Raw genomic sequence first — 15980 nt, 5'->3', positions numbered from 1 at the left:
TTTGTCTCGCCCTTTGCAGGCTCATCAAGTTGCCATACACTGATACGTTCCATCTGTTAACCGCTCGTCCTTTGATGGTTAAAGCTTAACAATTACGGATAGAACGCCTATGACCATTGAAATCTCAAGCCAGTACATTTTTTTGGCGGGTGCCTTAGCGCTGTTTAGCATCCTTGCCAGTGTCTTATCGCGCCGCTTGGGCGCACCACTCCTGCTGGTCTTCCTTGTGGTCGGCATGCTTGCCGGCGAAGACGGAATCGGCGGCATTGAGTTTGATAACTCCGGTTTAGCCTTTTTATTCGGAAACCTCGCGCTCGCCACCATCCTTCTCGACGGCGGTCTTGGTACCCGGCGCGAATCCTTTGCCATCAGCTTAAAACCTGCCTTTATGCTAGCGACGGTCGGCGTCTTAGTCACCGCAGGCATTACTGGCGCAGCCGTGTATTGGATCATCGGGCTACCATGGCAAGAAAGCTTGCTGATCGGCGCTATCATCGGCTCTACCGATGCCGCCGCAGTATTTGGTTTGATCCGTAACGCCGGACTGCGCTTAAAAGAGCGTACGGGGGCAACACTTGAAGTCGAATCCGGTGCCAACGACCCGATGGCAATCTTCTTAACCATTACCATGGTGCAATTGATTGGCAGCCAAGACAAAGAGCTAGGTTGGGGCATGCTGCTGCACTTCGTTCAGCAAATGGGGCTTGGCTTAGCCATAGGCGCTGGTATCGGTTACTTGCTGACAAAAGTATTACCACGACTCAAGCTTGCCAGCTCACTGTACCCATTATTGATCATGACCACTGGCTTAAGTGTCTTTGGTATCACCAACTTACTCGGCGGCAGTGGCTTCTTGGCGATTTACATCGTCGGTGTGGTACTGGGTAACTCGGTCAATATGCCCTACAAAAAAGACGTACACCGCTTCCATGACGGCATGGCGTGGCTGAGCCAAATCGGTATGTTCTTGATGCTGGGCCTGCTGGTCTCACCCAGCCAGCTGGTCACGGTGATTTTGCCCGCCATCGCCATAGGCTTCGCGCTGATCTTCGTCGCCCGTCCAATTGCGGTGTTGCTGTCTTTACTGCCATTTCACTTCCCGTGGCGCGAGCAGGTGTTTATCAGTTGGTGTGGTCTGCGTGGCGCCGTACCGATCATTTTGGCCATGTATCCGTCACTGTCTGGGCTTGAGCAAACCAACACCTACTTCCACCTGGTCTTTTTCGTGGTGATTATGTCATTGGTGCTGCAGGGTTGGACCATCCCTAAAGTGGCACGTTGGCTCAAAGTAGAGCTGCCCGACAAAGCTGCGACACCCAACACTTACAGCTTGTCGTTTGACGACTTCCACAATCGCCATATCCTGATTTTTAACGTGCCTGCAGACAGCGATCTGGTCGGCTGTTCGGTAGAATCCATGCCGTCTACGCCGTACTCAAGGCCCATGGGCGTGATGCGCGGCGGTGAGCTGATGGTGGAGTTTGACCAAGCCCTGCAAGCCAACGACAAAGCCGCATTCTTCTCGCAAGTGGCCGAAGACATCGAATTGAGTCGTTACTTCACCTCAGGGCAGCGTTTGCAGCAAACCTCTATGAGCCAGTTCTACGGCGATTTTGTGGTCAACAGCGATGCCAAACTGCGCGATCTGGCGTATTTCTACTTCTTCCGCATGGAAGAACGCTACCTTGATTGCACCGTCAAAGAGTTCTTTTTAGAGAAATTCCATCGCCGCGTGGTGGTCGGTGACCGCTACCGTTTTGGTGAAATCGAGCTCACCGTAAAAGAAATCGAAAAAGGCGAGATCACGACCTTTGGTTTGAAGATTATCCGCCCAAAACCGAGTGCAAAAGGCTAATTACTTAGTTTTTGCACCCTATTTGTTCAGTTGGTCAGCTTTATCCTTGCTATGTTTTAAGGCCGCGCTATCCTTGCGCGCTTCGAGGGAAGGGAGCACCCACGTTGCGCTCAGTAACAAGCCAAACGTGCTCGCCTTTGAATAACAAACATAACTATGGAGCGCCTCATGGCAACCATCATTGATACGTTAAACAATCTGTTTTGGGGCTATATCCTCATTTACGGGCTCCTTGCGGTCGGCGTGTTTTTCACCATCCGCTTGGCGTTCATTCAGATCCGCCACTTCCCAGAGTTCATTCGCACCATTATGCGTGCACCACAAAATGATCGCGGTGGCATTTCTCCTTTTCAAGCCCTATGTACCAGCTTGGCGTCACGCGTCGGCACCGGCAATATGGCCGGCGTGGCCGTAGCACTGGTCTTAGGTGGCCCTGGCGCGATTTTTTGGATGTGGATGGTTGCTTTGATCGGTATGGCCACTGCCTACGCTGAGAGCACGCTAGCGCAGCTATACAAGGTGCGCGATGCCAACGGCCAACTGCGTGGCGGCCCAGCATTTTACATTGCTCGCGGCCTGAAAGCGCCTTGGGCAGGGGCGTTGTTTTCGTTAGCACTGATCCTAGCGTTTGGTCTCGTGTTCAACGCCGTACAAGCCAACTCGATCGCCGGCGCCATGGAAGAAGCCTTCGATGTGCCTAAGCTTGTCACTGGCTTTGTGGTAATGGGCCTTGCCGCGATCGTGATCTTTGGTGGCATCAAAAAGATCGCTCGCGTTGCAGAGATCCTAGTGCCTTTTATGGCAGCAGCGTATTTGCTACTGGCTCTATTTGTTATCGTCGTCAATATTGACGAGGTTCCAGCAGCATTAGCGTTGATTGTGAAGAGTGCCTTTGGCTTTGAACAAGCCGCTGGCGGCGTCGCCGGTGCACTGTTAAACGGTGTTAAACGTGGTTTGTTCTCCAACGAAGCCGGTATGGGTTCAGCGCCAAACATCGCCGCAGTCGCGACACCTTACCCACACCACCCATCATCACAAGGCATGGTGCAGTCATTGGGCGTATTCATCGATACGCTGCTGGTCTGTACCGCCACCGCGCTGATGATCTTGCTATCGGGTGCCATGGGGACAGATGAGACCGGCATCATGCTGACGCAAACCGCTCTAGATGAGCATATCGGCGGCTTTGGTAGCTACTTCGTCGCGATCGCCATCTTGTTCTTCGCCTTTACCTCGATCATCGGTAACTACAGCTACGCTGAAAACGCCCTGACGTACCTAAAATGGGCGACCAAGCCAGGCATCTTCATCTTGCGTATCTTGGCGTTAGCAATGATCCCTTGGGGCGCGTACGAAAGCGTTCAAATGGTCTTCAACGCCGCCGACGCTGCGATGGGTCTGATGGCAACCATCAACTTGATCGCCATCGTCTTGCTGTCTGGTGTCGTGGTGAAACTGACCAAAGACTACTTTGCGCAACGCAAAAATCACATCCCGATTTTTGATGCCAAAGAATACCCAGAGCTAAAAGGCCAGATCGACGACTCAATCTGGAACGAGCACAACGAAGACGAAAGTGACAACACGCCGACTGAGAAACAGTCTTAGTCAGGTAGAGTGTGATTAGAAAAACGGCCTCCTAGTGAGGCCGTTTTTTTATCTCTAAATGCTTTCGCCAAGTGCACCCGCACATCGAAATAAAACTGCATAATGGCGTCCTGATAGAGCCTTATGATATTGGCTTGTCTACCTTACAGAAGAGCCTGAAAAAACCACTGGTTGAGGCGTTCTGGGCACTGGTTTAAGCCCTTGTAGGACCGCGCTGCGCGCGGGAGTCTTTTAGGTTTGCGAGGCTTTGGTTTTGTCGAGGGTGCAGGATCGTTGGGGCACTCTTCCATGCAACTTAATTGTTTAAAAAGCGTGCCAATTGAATGCATGGAAGGGTGTTCATGGGTTATTTAAATTTAACGTCGCGTTAAGCTGTGAGTGAACCTATGCCATGTTTGAGCGTTTGCGAACCAGCTTAAACGGTTTGTTATGCTGCGTTTTCATTTAGCTTGATATATCTTGTTTCGCTAGGTAAATCTAATAAGCCAGAGCGTAAAAACCTAGGTCTAATATCGATGTCTGCTAAATCAGTCAATGGGAACCAGCGAAACTCTAAATCTACGTCAGACTCTATACCATGAAAAGTCTCAGTTTTTGGTAACTTCTGTGGAAAACTCAAGCGCACCAAAAAGTAATTGGCTAATTCGTGATACTTTTTACCAGAAAACTCAAAAAAGCTTTCAACATACCAAAGATGCCTTTCAACAACTGACTGGATAGACAGCTCTTCAAGCAGCTCTCTTTTCAATGTATCGTCTGAGTTTTCAAAAAACTCTACTTTACCGCCCGGCAATGCCCAAAAAGGGTCACCTGCAAGTCTATGCAACAACACATGATTTTCATCAATTATCACAGCAGCACTACGACAATTAAACCGAGCGTTGCCCTGATCAAATCTCAACATATTTACTCCTAGCAGCATAACGCCCCACATGAACGGCGCAAGGTACGAGCGGAAATTTGGTCCGTCTCGCGCCGCTTGTTAGCTTTAAACCCAAATATCGTTCTCTGCGGTAAGAGTGCCACCAGATTCACCCGTGTTCACAACACCTTTAGGCTCTACAAGCAAAACCTGCACAAGGCCTTTAGCGAAAGGTTTATGCTCAACACCCTTTGGAATCACATACATCTCTCCAGGGTTTAACGTTACCGCCCCATCACGAAATTCAATAACAAGCTGACCCTCCATTACGATAAAAACCTCATCGGTATCAGGGTGATCATGCCAGACAAAATCCCCTTCACCTTTCGCAAGCTTGAACTGGTAGTCATTCATTTCAGCTATTACGCGAGGGGACCAGAGCTCATCGAAAAGAGCCAGCTTATTTTTTATATTGATCGGATCGTACTTCATGCTTCCCTTCAAGCTCACATTTTAATAGTGCGCATGCGTGTTTTTCTAAATCACCGTGCGTCAGGGAGGCGTTAAGGCGGGCTTTTCGTCTTCCATGACAGCAATGATGAAAGACTAAGCGATTCTAGTGTGGTTTCCAATGATTTCGAGCGGGGGATATCGATTTTCCCGCGCAAAGCGCCGTCCTACAGCACCAACAAAAGCTGACTGTTACAACTGATTGTCACTTAGGACGCAGCTAAGTTCTTCAAATAGAGCGGGCATACGAAAAGCTCAATAGTTCAAAGTGATCATTTATTGATCGAATTAGCCAAATGAAAATATACTTCTCAAACACTCAAGTGGTACGTTTTTAGAGGACCTATCATCATGGTAAAGATGACAGCGACAGAAGCTCGAAAAGCCTTCTTTGAGCTGATTAAGCAAACCAACCAACAACACGAAATCATCGAAGTACAACATAAAACTGGTAACGCAGTGATCATGTCAGCAGAAGACTACGAGAGCTTGCAAGAAACTCTTCATTTGCTGACACAGCCAAACTTTAAGCAAACCTTTGATCAATCCGTTAAAGAAGCAGATGAAGGTGAGACTGATAGCTTTGAAGACGTGTTTAGGGAGCCTCTGTGACAGAGCAGACCTACCAAATCGAGTTCACCAAGCAAGCGCAAATAGATATTGCCAAGCTACCCCCTAAGCTTAAGGACAAGCTAAAAGATATCCTGCGTCACAAGATCTCCGTAGCTCCCGAAACTGGCAAACCGCTAGTCGGTGATTTAAAGGGCTATTACTCCGTTCGCTTAAGCTTCCAAGACAGGATCGTCTATCGGATTGAGAATGGTCGCTGTGTAGTGGTGATTATCCGAGCCCGATCGCATTACGGCGACTGATGCTGTCCTCCTAGGTTTTTTATCCGATACGGCCTCAATCCATTTGGAGCTTCCTTGAATTGCATAACGCCCCAAGCAGGGGCAATAACACGTAGGCTAAAATACGGAACGAAGTGACGGGGGCCTACGTGTTGGTGTCCCGCTGACTTGGTTTGTTATGTGCCTTACTCATCACCAAAATCGCTATGCATCGAACGGTGGATTCTTTCCATCAAATAGCGAAGCATTCGATGATCAGTCTTTTCATCGCAGTGCATAGCTAGCTCCTCTGTTTCCATCATTAATCGGTGGTACTCACCTTCGAGATTAGATTTGGACATACGGTTTCTAGAGTTAATTAACTTGTCGAGCTTATTGGAAATTCGTTCATATTCGATTAGGTGAATGCTTCCCTTGCTGCTTCCTCGTTTATTCTCCATCAAAGAAATCTCCATCATCTTACGCATATCATTAAGCTGTGATTGAAGTATATCTATAGCAAGAGCTTCTTTATTATCGCCTTCAAGGGTTGGTATAGATGCAGGATTGCTCAAGGCCATCAGCCTGACAATTGAATTGATATTACCTTGTTGGCCTTCTGCTGTCTTGGTAGCAACTATAGCCTCAGAGAGTTCTTTTTGTGTTCTCAAAACATCGTGATACTTCATGCCTTTATCGTATTCAAGGTAACGTAACGGCCCAATATCAAAGATTTTAGGAGTTCCTTTTTCTTGAATGAGAACAACTGGCTTATCAAAAGCCTGTCTAATTCCCAATTCAAAAAGAACATTTGGATTTCTTGAGCTTAAATCGCAAATCGCAATAGGGGCATCAATGAGCTTTTTAAGAATATCCAAGTGGATGAAATTTGTCTCTTTTACCTCGTCAGCTCTGGTTGCTACGAACCCTGAATCTTGAACTGCTGGTTTAACTATATCTTCATAAACTCTTAGAAAGTGCCCTTTCTCATAGCCATCGGCATCGGCTATTGGCATTATTATAAAGCAGTCCTTGTTTTCTTTTCCCATTTGAAATTCCCTACATGACTAATTTTTATTGGCACATAACATTTTAATAGTGCGCACCCGCGCTTACCCAATAAACCGTACGTGCTCATTATTCTGCTTAGTTCTTATAATTTATAAGCACTAACTATATGATTTTTAATGGATCAAATAGAATTTACGCACCTCTTGGACTTTCAAAACAAGCATGCGTGGTTTTCTAAATAACCGTGCATCAGGGAGGCGTTAAGGCGGGCTTTTCGTCTTCCATGACAGCAATGATGAAAGACTAAGCGATTCAGGCGTGGTTTCCAATGATTTAGGGCGGGGGATGTCGATTTTCCCGCGCACAGCGCGGTCCTACTAAGTGAACTGACACTCGTGAGCACTCTGCTAATGGGGGCTCAGTAGTGATAACGACAAGAAAGTATTGTGATGGAGTGGTCATCGACTGCGTAAACTAGTCGATTGGTATCATCAATACGGCGCGACCAGAACCCCGCCAAGCTCTCTTTTAGAGGCTCAGGCTTACCAATCCCCTCAAATGGTGAACGCTTTACATCGTTGATAAGCTTATTGATACGCTTTAATGTTTTCTTATCTTGTGTTTGCCAATAAACATAGTCACCCCATGCCTCATCAGTCCACGATAGTAAACGTTGGCTACTCATCAATTAGCTCTCGTGCTGCGGTTTTGCCTGCACGGTACTGTGCTATTGAGCGGCTCAAGTGTTCAGCATTCTGCGGTGAGCGAAGCAAATGAACGGTTTCCATCAAGCTGTTGTAGTAATCTAGTGACATGACAACGGCGTCTTCTGAATCACGACGAGTAATCACCGTGGTATCCGCATCATTTACAACGCCATCCAACACAGTTTTAAGACTATTTCTTGCTTCTGTAAAAGATACAATTCTCATAGAACCTCCACATGTACATTTAATAGGACAAGTATAAGCCTAGAATTCATACTTGTACAGTTAATTGAACATAAGGTAAAGCGGATAACATTATTGTTCCCGCGCATAGCGCGGTCTTACAGAGTAGGTGTAGAAAAGCCACGCCAAGAGAAGTCTGATGTGGCTTTTTGGTGTTTATTTACTGGTGAGTTTGGTGGCGAGCTGATGTAAGTAGGGTGCGAACACAAATGAAATCGCGGCAGCGGCGGGCCATGCGTAGATCCATGCGTGCAGCCAAAACGAGACAAACTCAGGGTGGGCGCCGATGTTCATAAAGGTCACCCAAGCCGACATCAGCAGGGATAAAACAAATGACATCATGGCGGCAAAGACAATACGGTGCTTCATAAAAACGTCCTCAAAAATGGCTATTAACGAATGCGAGAAGCTTACCAAAGCGTTATATTGGTAAAAATAGCCACTTTTAATAACCCTTTTTACAGAAATGCAAAATGCTGGACGATCTTAAAATCTTTATCGTGGCCGCTGAGGCCAAAAGCCTAACCGCGGCGGCGGATAAGTTGGGCATGACCATTGCGACGGTATCGCGCCGCATCGCTGCACTGGAAAACACGCTCGAAGCGGTGTTGCTGCATCGCTCGACGAAGGGGCTGACGCTGACCACCACGGGCGAGTCTTATTACCGCGAGTGTGCGGAGTTTATCGAGGCGTTGGACCAGCGTATCTCAGACCTGGATCACACGCTTAATAGTCTCGAAGGTGAGGTTAAAATCCTTGCGCCAACGAACTTAGGTGCTGGGCCACTTGATGAATTTTGGGCGCAATTTACCGCACGATACCCGCAAATATCCCTACGTATTGAGCTCAGTAACAGTTACGAAAGCTTGCAAGATACGCAGGCGGATTTGGCCTTGCGTTCGGGGCAGTCGGCCAATCTGTCACTGATTCAGCGCAAGGTCGGCGAGATCCAAGGCGTGCTGGTCGCGTCACCGAGCTTAGCGCCATTTCCTACGACGCTAGAGCAACTGGAGCAAACCCAAAGCGTAGCGGGCCAGTTGTTTGCCGAGTGGCATTTGATTCACCAATCCGGCAAAAGCGTGACGCTGGATAAATCCCATCGCCACACCAGCAACGATATGCGCATTGCCGTCAATCTAGTGAAGCACGGCCAAGGGGTGACCTTTTTGCCGGAGAGCTTGGTCTATGAAGAGATGCAGCAAGGTCACTTACAGCGGGTGTTGCCGGAGTGGCGCGGGCGCAGTCGCGAAATTTATATGGTGTGGCCGTATCGACGCAGTTTATCGGTGCGTGCCAAGCTATTGCGCGATGAATTGATGGCGTACTTGCATAGCCAAGCGTGGTTTCAACCGTCATAATTCCCGCTTATGCATTGTTAAGAAGATCGACACCATGGAACAGCTAATGGGCTGGCAGTATGCCGCCATCGCAGGGATTTTTATTTGGAGTGGCTTTGTCCGTACTGGGCTGGGCTTCGGGGGCGCGGTATTGGCGCTGCCGTTTCTGTTGCTGGTGCACAACGACCCGCTGGTGTTTCTACCGATTATTTCCATTCATCTGCTGATTTTCTCCAGCTGGATCGCTTGGCGCGGCGCCAAAAAAGCCAAGCACAATCAAGACTTACCGCAGCAGGGTGAAGCCTCCGGCAACATTGCGTGGGGCTATTTGCGCAAGGCGCTTGGCATCATGATCGTGCCTAAGTTGATCGGTGTATTTGGCTTGCTGACGTTGCCTAATGATATCGTCACGGGCGTGATTTTTGTGATCGTGTCGGTGTTTGCGGTGTCTTATATCATCAGTCGGCCGTTTTACAGCACTAATCCGATCGTCAACAACGGCCTGCTAATGCTGGGCGGCTATGTCAGCGGCACATCGCTGGTCGGCGCGCCTTTGATCGTATCGGTGTTTGCCACCAAGGTGCCGCGCCATCAGCTGCGCGACACGCTATTTGTGCTGTGGTTTATCTTGGTGTGCATCAAGATGACGTCTTTTTTGATCGCGGGCGTCGACTTGCAACTGATCCACCAGCTTTGGCTGTTGCCTTGTGCCTTTATCGGCCACCTGATCGGCCAGCATTTCCACGACAAGATTCAAAAAGCCGAAACCCCAGTGTTCTTTAAAGTGATCGGCTGGGCGCTACTGATCGTCTGCGTCTGCGGCATGTACTCGACCTTTTGGTTGTAGTGCCATGAATAGGTTAAGTGCCTGAGCAAGAAACATATCAACTAGCGCGCCAGCTCAGCTGCCGGTGTGACTGGCGTCTCAGATTCTGTCGCTTTGGTGACGGTGAATTTGGTTAAGCCAATCAATTGTCCAGATTCTGTGACGACTTCAACTTGCCATCTCCCCATTGGGTTTTCAGGGAAGTTAACTTTGTGGGTCCAAGCGCGATAGCCTTGTTGGCGCCCGCCAGCGATCTCTAAGGCGATACGATCAACTTCGTGTTTGTCTTGGATCCAGACATGATAGATTTTTTCATTTAACCCTCGCGGCGCTTTGACGGCCGTCCACGTATATAAGCCACTTTGTTTTAGCGTGTTTGCACTGATCTGTTTGACACTTTCAGCGGGCTTGAGCTCTTCTTCATTGACGTCATGTGAGATCGTGATATCCGTTAAGCGTAGCGCCGCAGGTGGCACCCAGCTGCGCAATTGCCACAGGGCAGCGCTCAAGGCGCAAAGCACGATGATCAAAATAGGGAAGTGCCACCATTTAGCATTGAGCATCAGGTTTTTTAAGCTGGGGATGGTGAATATGGTGGCGATGATTAGAGCGATCTTCACGCTTTCGCTAGTCGTCAGATGCAATAAAATGGGTAGGGTCACCAGCAACACGACAAACAACGCAAAGTTATGAAACACCGTATAAAGCAGATGTTGGCTGGCCAGCTTTTTGTAGTAAATCGGGTCCACGACAGAGATAAAAGCACAGACAATGATCAAACCAGTGAAGGCCGCCTGCGGATGGTTCCAAGAGGTCACCGCTAAGAAAAACGGCAATGCAAAAAACAGGCTTTCTTGCTGCACCATTTGCAGCGCAAAGCGCATAAAGTTTGGCGACACATCGACGCCGAAACGTTGTTTGACCTTATGGCGTAGCCAGTTATCAATGATTAGCCACAACCAAGACAACAACAATAGAACGGCGATACCCTGCGCAAACGATTCGTTGCGCTCGACAAGCGCGTAACTCGCCACACCACTGGCAAAGGCGATCACTGCCAATAGCCCAGGCCACTGCTGCGCGAAGACTATAGATTTGGTGACTAAGTTTTTTATAAAGATCATTTAATGAGCGCCCAGTTGAATCTGCAATCTCACCAACTCTGTGAGATTAGTGAGGTGTGGCCATAAAATATTCCTTCTGGGAATAGTCATCAACTATTTATGGAATATCTTAGGGCGCGGATCTTATCACCGCCTTACAGTCACGTCTGCACAACGCAGTTTTGGTGATGATGGTTTGAGCGCAGAATGCGCTAGAAAAGGTATCAGTGCCTATCGCAAAAGCTTGTTCATGCATCATGAACAAGCTTTTAACGTGAACAAATAGCTATCGCGCCAGCTGGTCCACTAAGTAAACAATCGATTGGTACTCGATGCCGGAGTGCTCGGTCAGGCCGATCTCGCAGGTGCGGGAGTTGGAGTAGCCGACGTCGCAGTCTTGTACGGCGTTTTTCAACGTTTTCAGGGCGCTTTGGTTTAGCTCGGGTGTACTGAAACCTTTGTCACCGGCAAAGCCACAGCAGGTGATATCCGGCGGTATCACGACTTCGTCGGCCAGTTGCTCAGCCAGTTTCACGAAGGTATTGCCTAAGCCCATGCGTGTGGTGCTACAGGTGATATGCAGGGCCATTTTCGGGATTTTGCGTTCGATGTTTAGATTCGCCATGGCGTGATCCGCTAGAAATTGTACTTGCTCGTACAAGTTCAATGCTGGATCGAGAGTGTCTTTCATAGTCAGTAAACACGGGCTGGTGTCACACACCACTGGTAGCGCGCCTTGTTGCGTAGCACTCATCAGTAAGCTATTGAGGTCATTAGCTTTTTGCGCCGCCGCATCAAACTGGCCTTTGGATTGAAACGCCATGCCACAGCATTGGCTATCGATGCCTTCGGGTACAATGACGTTATAGCCTGCTTTTTCGAGTACAGATAGCATCACCTCCATCACGGGGCGCTGATCCTGTGCGTTTGGGCCGGCGCCCATCACGCGCGTGGCACAGCTCGGCACGTAGACAACCGTCGGGCGACCGTCTTGGGTGATGGCAATACGCTGCTGCGGCACTGAGGCGGCTTTTGGCATCTGCGGGTGCCATTTAGGCACTATGCCACCGGTCACGCTGTTGGCGATGCCGGTGACGGCTTTCATACCACTATTACCTAGCACAGTGCGCATGCCGCCAGCGAGGGCAAGGCCGGTGCGCGCCGTCTTGGTGACGCCTTCAAAATGATCGGCGATCCAATAGCCGACCTTGGTATCGTCGTAACGATCGTGGCGTAATTCGCGCGTCAAATCGCCAGTATTAATGCCCACTGGGCACTGCATCGAACACAAACCACAGGCGGCGCAGGTATCGACGCCTTCGTAGGCGTATTCTTGGCGCAGCTCGGCCAAGCGCTCGGGAGATTCGCCCGAGCGTTCTAAGCGCTGAATCTCACGCCACAGCACAATGCGCTGGCGTGGCGTCAAGGTCAGATCACGCGACGGACAGGCATGCTCACAAAAGCCGCACTCGATACAGGTATCGACTTTGTCGTTGGCCTTGGGCAGCGGCTTGAGGTTTTCCACGTGGATATTGGCGTTGTGCGTCAAAATCACATCAGGGTTTAACAAGCTTTTTGGGTCAAAGGCTTTTTTCAGTTGCCACATGATGTCGTAGGCTTGCTGGCCCCATTCGAGCAGCACATAAGGCGCCATATTACGCCCTGTGCCGTGCTCGGCTTTTAGAGAGCCGTTGTATTTACCGGCGACCAGCTGCGCCACTTCGTCCATCAGTGCTTCGTAGCGTTTGACTTCGGCCGGATCATCAAAGCCTTGGGTAAAGACGAAGTGCAGGTTGCCTTCAAGGGCATGGCCAAACAAGATGGCTTCGCTGTAGCCGTATTTTTGAAATACGCCTTGTAGCTCGGCCACGCCTTCGGCCAATTGTTCCACGGGAAACGCCACATCTTCGATGATGACCGTGGTGCCGACATTTCGCACGGCGCCGACCGCTGGGAACATACCTTTACGGATCTTCCAGTAGGTGTCGTAGAGGGTTTTGTCTTGGGTGAACTCAATCTCGTAGAGCGCATTCATGCTCTCAAGGGACTGCGCCACCTGAGCAATCTGCTGCTCAAGCTCAGCCTGAGTCGAAGCGCGCACGTCTACCAATAGGCAAGCAACGCTTTCGTCTAATGTTTTGAGCATCTCAGGCATGCCAGGCTTGTCTTCCACTGCGCGCAAACCCGCGCGGTCGATCAACTCCACTGCCGCCACCGGTGTGCTCTTTAGCACGGTCACCGCACGACAAGTCGTATGCATGTCTGGGAAGTAAATCAGCGCGGCCGCTTTGATTGGGTGCTCGATCACGGTTTCGTAAGTCACTTCGCTGATAAAGCCCAACGTCCCTTCGGAACCGATCATTAGGTGCATCAGAATGTCGAATGGGTCGTCAAAATCTACCAAACTGTTAAGACTGTACCCAGTTGTATTTTTGAGCCTGTATTTGTGTCTTATTTTGTTGGCTAAATCGCTGTCATTTTTGACACTCTTGGCTAATGTATCCAATTCGGATAACAATTCTGTATGGCTTTGCTGGAAGTTAGCGCGACTGTTCTCATCGGAGGTATCCAGCAAGGTGCCGTCTTCCATGATCACACGCATGCTTTTCACCGTGTGATAGCTGTTTTGCGCGGTACCACAACACATGCCGCTGGCATTGTTGGCGGCAATCCCGCCGATCATACAGGCATTAATCGATGCTGGATCTGGGCCGATTTTACGCTGATAGGGCGCTAGCAGCTGGTTAGCACGGGCACCAATAATGCCTGGCTGCAATGACACCGCATGACCATGATCGTGAATGCGGTAACCCTTCCATTGGTCAGACAGCTGAATCAGCACCGAATCCGTGACCGCTTGGCCTGAAAGGCTGGTGCCGCCGGCGCGAAACGTCACCGGGATATCCATGGCACGCGTTTCACGCAGCACAAATTGTACTTCTTCTTCGTTATGAACCCGCACCACCAACTGCGGCACAAGGCGATAAAAGCTGGCATCCGTACCGTACGCAAGAGTACGCAAAGGGTCATGAATCAAACGCTCGCGATCAATGCGCTGCGCCAACTTGTCGTATAAAGCTTGATAATGCGGTTTCATAACGTGTTCCAATTTTACTGACGAATTAACTACCGTACGCCGTCGCCGGTAACCACAGCACTAGCTGCGGCCAAGCGACCAAGATAGCCAAACCAATCAACTGCAGAATGATAAAAGGCACCACACCTTTGTAGATGTGAGACAACTTCACATCTGGCGGGCAAACGCCTTTTAAGTAAAACAACGAGAAGCCCATCGGCGGTGTTAAGAAGGAGGTTTGCAGCGCCATCGCTACCAACATCACAAACCACACCAGCTCTGGGTTATCGATGACACCGTAACCATTGATATTTAGGTCCAGTGCCGAAATCACCGGTGCCAACAAAGGCAGTACGATCAGCGTGATCTCAATCCAATCAAGGAAGAAGCCTAATAAGAAAATAATCAACAATACGCATACAATGATGCCGTAGTCACCAAACGGTAGCGCATGCAACCAAGACTCGATCAGCTCATCTCCGCCTAATTCGCGCAACACCAAGGCAAAACAGGTCGCGCCCAAGAAGACAGCGAAAATATACGCGGTTGTGTTGTAAGAACCGTGCAGCACTTCCTTAAAGACTTTGAAGTTCAGCTTTTTATTCCACCAGGCCAGCAAGGTCGCACCAAATGCACCGACACCTGAGGCTTCAGTCGCCGTGGCGATGCCTGCAAAGATCGAACCGAGCACAGCAAAAATCAGCGCCACAGGCGGCAAAATGCTCTTAAATACATTCCAAATCACTGGCCAATCGACTTTTTTAGCGTCTTCTGGCAGCGGGAACATACTCGGACGAATGATGCCAACCGCGACGATAAAGAACACATACATCGCACCCAACAAGAAACCTGGGGCTACCGCGCCCATAAATAGGTCACCCACGGACAGTGCCAACTGATCGGCCATGATCACCAACATGATCGAAGGCGGAATCAAAATACCCAAGGTGCCCGCACTGGCAATGGTGCCCAGCGCCAGCGGCTTATTGTAGTTCTGCGCTTGCATTGCAGGTAAGGACATTAACCCCAGCAACACCACAGATGCGCCAACGATGCCGGTCGACGCCGCCAAGATAATACCGATCAGAGTAACCGTGATCGCCAAGCCGCCACGCACACGACCAAACAACTGCTGAATCGACTGCATTAAGCGCTCGGCCACGCCAGAGCGGTCCAGCATGATGCCCATAAAGATAAACATCGGCAGGGCGACCATGACCCAGTTATCCATCACCTTATAGATGCGGTTAACCACCAAACTCAGGGTTAGATAATCCAAACCGGTGAAGGTATCGAGGTAGATATCTGAAAGGTAACCGATAAACGCAAAGGCAACGCCAACGCCACCCAAGACAAACGCCACCGGAAAGCCGGTGAACAATAAAGCGATGAAGGTCAAAAACATCGCAATGACTAAAATTTCATTCATTTCCATAGCATTAACCTCGACGTAGCGCCGCAACAGTACGGATCAAACGCGCCAAACTCGCGAGGAACAAGAGCGCAAAACTTAACGGAATCACCGATTTAATGACCCAGCGGTAGGGCAATCCAGTCGGCGCGGCCGACGATTCGCCAATGCGCCACGCGTCGTAGACAAACGGCAAGCTGGAATCAAACACCACGTAGATAAAAGGAAATAGCAAAAACACAATGCCAAAGATTTCCCAGCAGTGACGCGCACGGGCGGACAAGGTGGCATGGAACAAATCCACACGAATATGAGAATTGGTGACTTGGGCGTAGGACACACCAAACATCACGCCGATGGCATACAAGTGCCATTGCAGCTCTTCTAGCAAGACAAGCCCGTGGTTGAAGCCATAGCGCAGCACGACCTGTAGCAAAATCACTACGATCAGCGCCACATACGCCCACGCAAATAAACGCCCACTGCCCAGTACAATCTTTTCTAGAAAGGTTGCCAAGGGTACAGTTGGCAAAGCATCAGAATCAGAGTGAGACACGTGATTCTCCTGTTAAATCAATCAGAAAAGCCAGTAAGCTCAAAT

At 49.6% G+C, this 15980-nt stretch carries 16 protein-coding genes; 6 read left to right on the top strand and 10 right to left on the bottom strand.

What is annotated here, in order from left to right; genetic code table 11:
- Positions 1–109: 109 nt before the first annotated feature.
- Both JQX58_RS06520 and JQX58_RS06515 read left to right on the top strand, forming a co-directional pair.
- A complete protein-coding gene (locus JQX58_RS06520) occupies positions 110–1855 on the top strand; it encodes a potassium/proton antiporter (protein WP_204146027.1) in 1746 nt (581 codons plus the stop codon).
- Between the two features lie 168 nt (positions 1856–2023).
- A complete protein-coding gene (locus JQX58_RS06515; RefSeq protein ID WP_204146026.1) occupies positions 2024–3463 on the top strand; it encodes an alanine/glycine:cation symporter family protein in 1440 nt (479 codons plus the stop codon).
- A gap of 427 nt (positions 3464–3890) precedes the next feature.
- Here the strand turns inward: JQX58_RS06515 and JQX58_RS06510 are convergent, their stop codons facing one another.
- Both JQX58_RS06510 and JQX58_RS06505 read right to left on the bottom strand, forming a co-directional pair.
- Positions 3891–4367 carry an NUDIX hydrolase gene (locus tag JQX58_RS06510; protein WP_204146025.1) on the bottom strand — a complete coding sequence of 159 codons (477 nt, stop codon included), beginning with the start codon at positions 4365–4367 and terminating at the stop codon, positions 3891–3893.
- An 84-nt stretch (positions 4368–4451) separates the two neighbouring features.
- Positions 4452–4817 carry a cupin domain-containing protein gene (locus tag JQX58_RS06505; protein ID WP_204146024.1) on the bottom strand — a complete coding sequence of 122 codons (366 nt, stop codon included), beginning with the start codon at positions 4815–4817 and terminating at the stop codon, positions 4452–4454.
- A gap of 369 nt (positions 4818–5186) precedes the next feature.
- On the opposite strand from JQX58_RS06505, the gene JQX58_RS06500 reads away from it, so the two are divergent.
- Positions 5187–5447, top strand: a complete 261-nt coding sequence (locus JQX58_RS06500) for a type II toxin-antitoxin system Phd/YefM family antitoxin (protein ID WP_204146023.1) — start codon at positions 5187–5189, stop codon at positions 5445–5447.
- Entirely contained in the window at positions 5444–5707 is a 264-nt protein-coding gene (locus JQX58_RS06495; protein ID WP_204146022.1) for a type II toxin-antitoxin system YoeB family toxin, read from the top strand. The genes JQX58_RS06500 and JQX58_RS06495 overlap by 4 nt, the downstream gene beginning before the upstream one ends.
- A 164-nt stretch (positions 5708–5871) precedes the next feature.
- On the opposite strand, the gene JQX58_RS06490 is transcribed toward JQX58_RS06495, so the two are convergent.
- From JQX58_RS06490 to JQX58_RS06475, 4 genes are all read right to left on the bottom strand, one after another.
- Complete coding sequence (locus JQX58_RS06490; RefSeq protein WP_204146021.1) at positions 5872–6714, bottom strand: hypothetical protein; 843 nt, start codon at positions 6712–6714, stop codon at positions 5872–5874.
- Between the two features lie 380 nt (positions 6715–7094).
- On the bottom strand, positions 7095–7361 hold the full coding sequence (locus tag JQX58_RS06485) for a Txe/YoeB family addiction module toxin (protein ID WP_204146020.1): 267 nt from the start codon (positions 7359–7361) through the stop codon (positions 7095–7097).
- The gene (locus tag JQX58_RS06480) at positions 7354–7608 is read right to left on the bottom strand and encodes a type II toxin-antitoxin system Phd/YefM family antitoxin (RefSeq protein ID WP_204146019.1); all 255 of its coding nucleotides are present in this window, start codon (positions 7606–7608) and stop codon (positions 7354–7356) included. Before JQX58_RS06480 ends, JQX58_RS06485 begins: the two co-directional genes overlap by 8 nt.
- Before the next feature lie 174 nt (positions 7609–7782).
- Positions 7783–7995, bottom strand: coding sequence for a DUF2798 domain-containing protein (locus JQX58_RS06475; protein WP_204146018.1), 213 nt, complete (start codon positions 7993–7995; stop codon positions 7783–7785).
- A gap of 104 nt (positions 7996–8099) precedes the next feature.
- Here JQX58_RS06475 and JQX58_RS06470 point away from each other — a divergent pair, with 104 nt between their 5' ends.
- Both JQX58_RS06470 and JQX58_RS06465 read left to right on the top strand, forming a co-directional pair.
- Entirely contained in the window at positions 8100–8984 is an 885-nt protein-coding gene (locus JQX58_RS06470; protein ID WP_204146017.1) for a LysR family transcriptional regulator, read from the top strand.
- A gap of 34 nt (positions 8985–9018) precedes the next feature.
- Positions 9019–9810 carry a sulfite exporter TauE/SafE family protein gene (locus tag JQX58_RS06465; protein ID WP_204146016.1) on the top strand — a complete coding sequence of 264 codons (792 nt, stop codon included), beginning with the start codon at positions 9019–9021 and terminating at the stop codon, positions 9808–9810.
- A gap of 41 nt (positions 9811–9851) precedes the next feature.
- Here the strand turns inward: JQX58_RS06465 and JQX58_RS06460 are convergent, their stop codons facing one another.
- From JQX58_RS06460 to JQX58_RS06445, 4 genes are all read right to left on the bottom strand, one after another.
- A complete protein-coding gene (locus JQX58_RS06460) occupies positions 9852–10913 on the bottom strand; it encodes a DUF5924 family protein (RefSeq protein WP_204146015.1) in 1062 nt (353 codons plus the stop codon).
- 265 nt (positions 10914–11178) lie between these two features.
- On the bottom strand, positions 11179–13989 hold the full coding sequence (locus JQX58_RS06455) for an FAD-binding and (Fe-S)-binding domain-containing protein (protein WP_204146014.1): 2811 nt from the start codon (positions 13987–13989) through the stop codon (positions 11179–11181).
- Positions 13990–14014: 25 nt separating this feature from the next.
- Entirely contained in the window at positions 14015–15403 is a 1389-nt protein-coding gene (locus JQX58_RS06450) for a TRAP transporter large permease (RefSeq protein ID WP_204146013.1), read from the bottom strand.
- 4 nt (positions 15404–15407) lie between these two features.
- Positions 15408–15935, bottom strand: a complete 528-nt coding sequence (locus JQX58_RS06445) for a TRAP transporter small permease subunit (protein WP_204146012.1) — start codon at positions 15933–15935, stop codon at positions 15408–15410.
- Between the last annotated feature and the right edge of the window lie 45 nt (positions 15936–15980).

This window comes from Marinomonas ostreistagni, from assembly GCF_016888445.1.
Classification (GTDB): Bacteria; Pseudomonadota; Gammaproteobacteria; order Pseudomonadales; family Marinomonadaceae; genus Marinomonas; species Marinomonas ostreistagni.
Note: the sequence above shows the minus strand (reverse complement) of the source record. Positions and strands in the feature narration are given on the sequence as shown.